The organism is Trichothermofontia sp. (assembly GCF_053493415.1).
The window spans coordinates 1-5,554 of record NZ_JBRCAD010000055.1 but is presented as its reverse complement, the minus strand read 5'-3'; the positions used below and the strand labels follow the sequence as shown (position 1 = coordinate 5,554).

At 57.7% G+C, this 5,554-nt stretch carries 4 protein-coding genes; 3 read left to right on the top strand and 1 reads right to left on the bottom strand.

What is annotated here, in order from left to right:
* Positions 1-627: 627 nt before the first annotated feature.
* The gene (gene lpdA, locus ACWIUF_RS04840; protein WP_448571122.1) at positions 628-2,073 is read left to right on the top strand and encodes a dihydrolipoyl dehydrogenase; all 1,446 of its coding nucleotides are present in this window, start codon (positions 628-630) and stop codon (positions 2,071-2,073) included.
* 565 nt (positions 2,074-2,638) lie between these two features.
* Here the strand turns inward: lpdA and ACWIUF_RS04835 are convergent.
* Complete coding sequence (locus ACWIUF_RS04835; RefSeq protein WP_448571121.1) at positions 2,639-3,301, bottom strand: GNAT family N-acetyltransferase; 663 nt, start codon at positions 3,299-3,301, stop codon at positions 2,639-2,641.
* A gap of 335 nt (positions 3,302-3,636) precedes the next feature.
* On the opposite strand from ACWIUF_RS04835, the gene ACWIUF_RS04830 reads away from it, so the two are divergent.
* On the top strand, positions 3,637-5,031 hold the full coding sequence (locus tag ACWIUF_RS04830) for a malic enzyme-like NAD(P)-binding protein (protein ID WP_448571120.1): 1,395 nt from the start codon (positions 3,637-3,639) through the stop codon (positions 5,029-5,031).
* Positions 5,032-5,098: 67 nt separating this feature from the next.
* Positions 5,099-5,554: hypothetical protein (locus ACWIUF_RS04825; RefSeq protein ID WP_448571119.1), on the top strand; the 456-nt coding region annotated here is incomplete at its 3' end.

Sequence of the window (5,554 nt, the reverse complement as noted above, 5' to 3'; positions counted from 1 at the left end):
ATGGGGGGTGGGTCGCAGCGGCGGGGGGAGCCGGACTGTCTGCACCTAACGCTTGCAGTGACTCCAAGAAGGCTCGATTGGCCTCCCGACGCAGGTCTCGTGATTGTTGATTCATAGCGTCTCCAAGCTGAATGCTAGCACTCTGCACTCCCTTTCTACTCAGAATTCCCCCCTGGGAGCCAGAAATACCAGTAGTTTTGTGTATTTCTTCCCTCTAAATCGTCACGAAACTGACCGGAAGCCAGGGGAAAACCTCATCAAATCTTCACAAAGTGTTCTCGTCCACGGGAGCTACTGGCGGGAGGATCGTCTCCAAGGCGGAGCAAACGATCCCCCTTGGCAGTGCTCAATGGGGCAGGTTTTATGGCTAAACGTCGTGCGCTCCAACAAAGCGAGTGAGCGGGTTGGGTCGCATCGGCTCGACGCCAACCTACAACAACCTTGAAACAGCCTGATCGGGAGCCGCAGGCTGGAGCCGCTATCGGGAAACGTGGGGAGGCGGTCACGATCTGATACATTCAGAGAATTGGGTAAATGTCTGGAGAAGGGCACCCGGCCCAAGCGCGGGCCAACTGCCCAATGAAAAGCCGATGAAAAGTGCTCTGGTTATGTGTTCGGGAGGGGAGCGTGAGTCAAGCCTTTGATTACGATCTAGTCATTCTAGGGGCCGGTGTCGGGGGGCATGGGGCGGCGTTACATGCGGTCAGCAATGGCCTCAAGACCGCGATCGTCGAGGCAGGGGATATTGGCGGCACCTGCGTGAATCGGGGCTGTATTCCCTCGAAGGCCCTCTTGGCCGCATCGGGACGGGTGCGGGAACTGCGTGACCAGCATCACCTCCAGGCCTTGGGAATTGCCGTGGCCCAGGTCACCTACGATCGCCAGGGCATTGCCGATCACGCCAACAACCTGGTAACTAAAATCCGGGGCGACATGGCCGGGTCCTTGAAACGGCTGGGCATCGACGTGATCCAGGGGTGGGGACGGTTGGCAGGTCCCCAAAAGGTCACCGTAAGTACCGATGCTGGGGAGAAAACCGTGACCGCCCGTGATGTGATTTTGGCTCCGGGGTCCGTGCCCTTTGTACCGCCGGGGATTGAACTGGATGGGCGAACCGTCTTCACCAGTGACGATGGTTTGAAGTTGGAAACCGTGCCCCCCTGGGTGGTGATTGTGGGCAGTGGCTACATTGGCCTGGAATTTGCCGACATCTATTCGGCCCTGGGAGCGGAAATTACGATGGTGGAAGCCCTCGATACGTTGATGCCGGGATTCGACCCCGATATCGCCACCCAGGCCCAACGGGTACTCATTGGCCCCCGCGATATTGAAACCCATGTGGGCACCTTGGCCTATAAGGTCACCCCCGGTTCACCGGTCACCGTTGAACTTGCGGATGCCAAGACGAAGGCGATTATCGACGTTTTGGAAGTGGATGCCTGCCTAGTGGCCACCGGACGGGTCCCCGCCACCAAGGATCTGGGGTTGGAAACCGTTGGGGTGGACCTCGATCGCCGGGGCTTTATTCCCGTAGACGATCGCATGGCCGTCTTGGTCAACGATCAGCCGGTCCCCCACCTGTGGGCGATTGGGGATGCAACGGGCAAGATGATGCTGGCCCATGCGGCCTCGGCCCAGGGAATTGTGGCTGTGGAAAATATGTGTGGCCGTAATCGGGAAGTGAACTACCAGAGCATCCCCGCCGCCACCTTCACCCATCCCGAAATCAGCTTTGTCGGGCTAACGGAACCCCAGGCCAAGGAAAAGGCCCAGGCGGAAGGCTTTCCCCTGGGGGTCACCCGCAGCTATTTCCGCGCCAACTCCAAGGCGATCGCCGAGGGTGAAACGGATGGGTTAGCGAAAATTATCTACCGGCAAGATACGGGGGAACTCCTCGGTGCCCATATTTTCGGTCTCCATGCAGCGGATCTGATTCAAGAGGCGGCGAATGCGATCGCCCAACGCCAGTCGATTCGCGAGTTAGCCTACCTGGTCCACACCCATCCCACCCTCTCGGAGATCCTGGATGAAGCCTACAAGCGGGCACTGCCCTCGCTGGCCGTATCGGCTTAGCCATGAATTGCCATGTTTTGAAGGCCAAGGGTCTCTAGTAGCTCGAACAGTAAGTTCTGCAACGTTCGTCGTGCTGGCTTTAGCCGGCAACGACTAAAGTCGTTACTACCAACGTTGCGAAACTTTATGTTTACTGTACTAGGTTGCCTAAACAATCTAGAGAACTCAAGACTCTACTCAGGCAGGCTTTTGGAAACAACCGGTCAGGGAAGTCACCCCCAATGACCCCAGCCGCTTTACCATTGCCTGAAAGTTGGTCAGTGATGTTATAGCCATCGTCATTCAGAGGATGTTTTAAAAGGGGGATCGCGGTTAAAACCGCGACTACGAACCTCGACGTTGGGCTGTCCTAAGGGTTGCTTGGCGTTTGTAGTGGTGACTTCAGTCGCCAAAACGACTGATTTCTGGACTTTTCAAACACCCTCTCAGGTTAGGACGAGGGGCTTAAGCCCCTTGTTGATCACCGCCTTTGAAATGTTCTAATGGACGTGACTACCGCTATAGTCAGCGATGTCTTGAACAACACCGATGGGTTACCCTTAAGGCCGCTGGGTCAAGGCTGGCGTTAGGCGATCGGCAGTTCGACCACCACCTGCTTGTGGAGGAGCAATTGGGGCGGGCGACCCAGGGTTAGAAAGAAGGCGAGGGGAAGGGGCGCTGACTTTACCTGATATCCGGCCTTGAGATAGAGCCGCTTGGCCGGCTGGTTATTATCCAGTACGTGGAGATAGAGATCCTGGAAGCCCCAATCCCGGGCAATCCGTTCGCAGGCTTTGAGTAACTGTTGGGCAGCTCCCCGACGACGATAGGGGGTGCGCACGGCCAGATTGGATAGGTAAAGATAGGGTTTGCCCTGGGGTTGCCACAGGGGGGCGGCCCGTAGGGTCATCTCGATCGTACCCACGAGGGCACTTTCCGTAATTGAGCGTGAGTCTGGCTCACCCAGTTCCCGTACCTCTACCGCCACCAGGCAAGTATAGTAGGGATTGCGGGAATAGAGGCGGCTGCGCAGATCCTCATACATACCCCAGCGGAGGAGAGGATAGAGCAAGCGTAACCAGCCTGTTTGGGGATGAAAGCTTTCCACCAGAATATCGGCCAATACCCCCACATCACTCGGCTGAGCCGGACGGGCAATAAAGCGCGAAGGGCTGTATGAGCCAGGGGCAAGTTCCGATTCGCAGGAGGGGGAGGAGGCGTTCACAACAGCAGCAACAAGCGACTGCATAAGATTCTAGACCAGTCCGCTCGGTAAGGTTTGCTCTTTTTTCGCAAAATTTTGGAAAGTTCAGGGTTACCCCCCCCCCGATCGCGCCCATCAGGAAGGCTGGCGGGTTCTGGGATAAGGACCGATCGCTGACTGCCCCCTGGCCACCGCCCCGTGACAGGCGACTTGAGAAATGATTGCCAGGAACGGAATTAGGAAACCCTCTCCTCGCTAAACTGGATTTCGGCTTGATGGGTATGCCCTATCACTGCGGCGGCGATTGACGGGCGCAGCCACCCTCAGCCCTGTTTGAGTGATGCCCAACTTTTTACCACCCTTATTTATTGAATCCCAGCATGGTAGACCTAACCCCCAACCCCAGTTTTAGCCTTACGATCCGGATTGAACTGCCCAATCGAGCGGGAATGCTCGCCAATGTCACCCAGGCGATTGCCCAAGCGGGGGGCAACCTGGGCCAAATTGATCTGGTGGACCAAAACCGGCGGGTTTCCGTGCGGGATCTGTGTGTCGATGCCGCCAGTACCGAACACGCGGAGGAAATTGTCCAGGCGGTTTCGGGGTTAGAGGATATTAAAATCCTGACGATTTACGATCGCACCTTTAACCTGCACCGTCAGGGCAAGATCAGCGTTACCTCGAAACTGCCCCTGCGCAACCAATCCGACCTCGCGATGGCCTATACCCCCGGGGTGGGCCGCATTTGTACGGCGATCGCCCAGGACCCAGAACAGGTTTACAAGCTGACGATTAAGCAAAATACGGTGGCGATCGTCACGGATGGCAGTGCCGTATTGGGGTTGGGTAACCTGGGGCCAGAGGCGGCCCTACCGGTGATGGAAGGTAAAGCCATGCTGTTCAAGTCCTTTGCGGATATTGATGCCTTCCCTATTTGTCTGGCAACCCAGGATACGGAGGAAATCATCCGCACGGTGAAGGCGATCGCGCCCGTGTTTGGCGGTGTCAACCTGGAGGATATCAGTGCCCCGCGCTGTTTTGAGATCGAAGCTCGCTTAAAGCAGGAATTGAACATCCCCGTTTTCCACGATGATCAGCACGGCACGGCGATCGTCTCCCTCGCGGCCCTATACAATGCCCTTAAATTGGTGAAGAAATCTCTAGACTCGGTGCGAATTGTGATCAATGGGGCCGGGGCTGCTGGCATCGCGATCGCCCGCCTCTTAAAAAAAGCGGGAGCCACCACGGTTTGGTTATGCGACTCCCAAGGGCTGGTTAGCCAAGCACGAACCAACCTCACGACCCAGAAGCAAGAATTTGCGGTCGATGCGCCCGCCGGTACCCTGGCGGATGCCCTCCAGGGAGCCGACGTGTTCTTGGGGGTGAGTGTGCCGGGGGTCTTAACCGTAGAGAGAGTGCGATCGATGGCGAAGGACCCGATCGTGTTTGCGATGGCCAACCCAATTCCGGAAATCCAGCCGGAGTTGGTCGAGTCGGTGGTGGCGGTGATGGCAACGGGCCGCAGTGACTATCCCAACCAGATCAATAACGTGCTGGCGTTCCCTGGGATTTTCCGGGGTGCCCTTGACTGTCGTGCCCAGGCGATTACTACGACCATGTACCTGGAGGCGGCAGCAGCGATCGCTTCCCTGGTAACCACATCAGAACTCGATCGCGAATATATTATTCCCTCTGTGTTTGATGAGCGGGTGGTGGCCACAGTGGCCGCAGCCGTCCAGCGAGCCGCACGGGATGAAGGCGTCGCCCACTCCTGATTACCGCTATCCCCCCAATCTCAGCCGCCCAATGTTAGCCTAAAAGGCAGCGATGTGAGAAGACGTTATGCGTGTGCTTGTGATGGCGGTCTACGCCCTAGCCGGTCTAGGGGGTGGGTGGCTGGTTTGGAGTCAGGGTGCCCGCGCGAGTGCCTCCCTCGTAGGCGTGGCCCAACCCCGCGCAACGGGATCGACGGTAACCATTGCCCAATACGTGGTGCCCACTACTGCCGCCCCGATCCCAACGGAGCCCAATGCCTTGCAGGCTAACTATCCTGCGCGAGCCAATCCAGCCCTGTATTACCGGGACTATCAGCCAGTCCCAGTGGATGCGTTTCACCTCACCAACCCGGCAACGCCCCTGACCACTGGCCCTTCGCTATTACAGGCTCCTAAGCCTTCTCCCCTGGTGGTGCCCCTCCGGGGTGAGGATGTGCCCTTACCCGATCGGTCAGTTTCATCGCCGCTGGCTGGCCCGCCAGTGGTCATTCCCACACGGCCTGTTCCCCCCCCCCTCGGTACC

Coding starts and splice junctions, on each gene's coding strand:
- ACWIUF_RS04830 (WP_448571120.1), top strand. CDS start 3,637: ATGGTAGACCTAACCCCCAACCCCAGTTTTAGCCTTACGATCCGGATT.
- ACWIUF_RS04835 (WP_448571121.1), bottom strand. CDS start 3,301: ATGCAGTCGCTTGTTGCTGCTGTTGTGAACGCCTCCTCCCCCTCCTGC.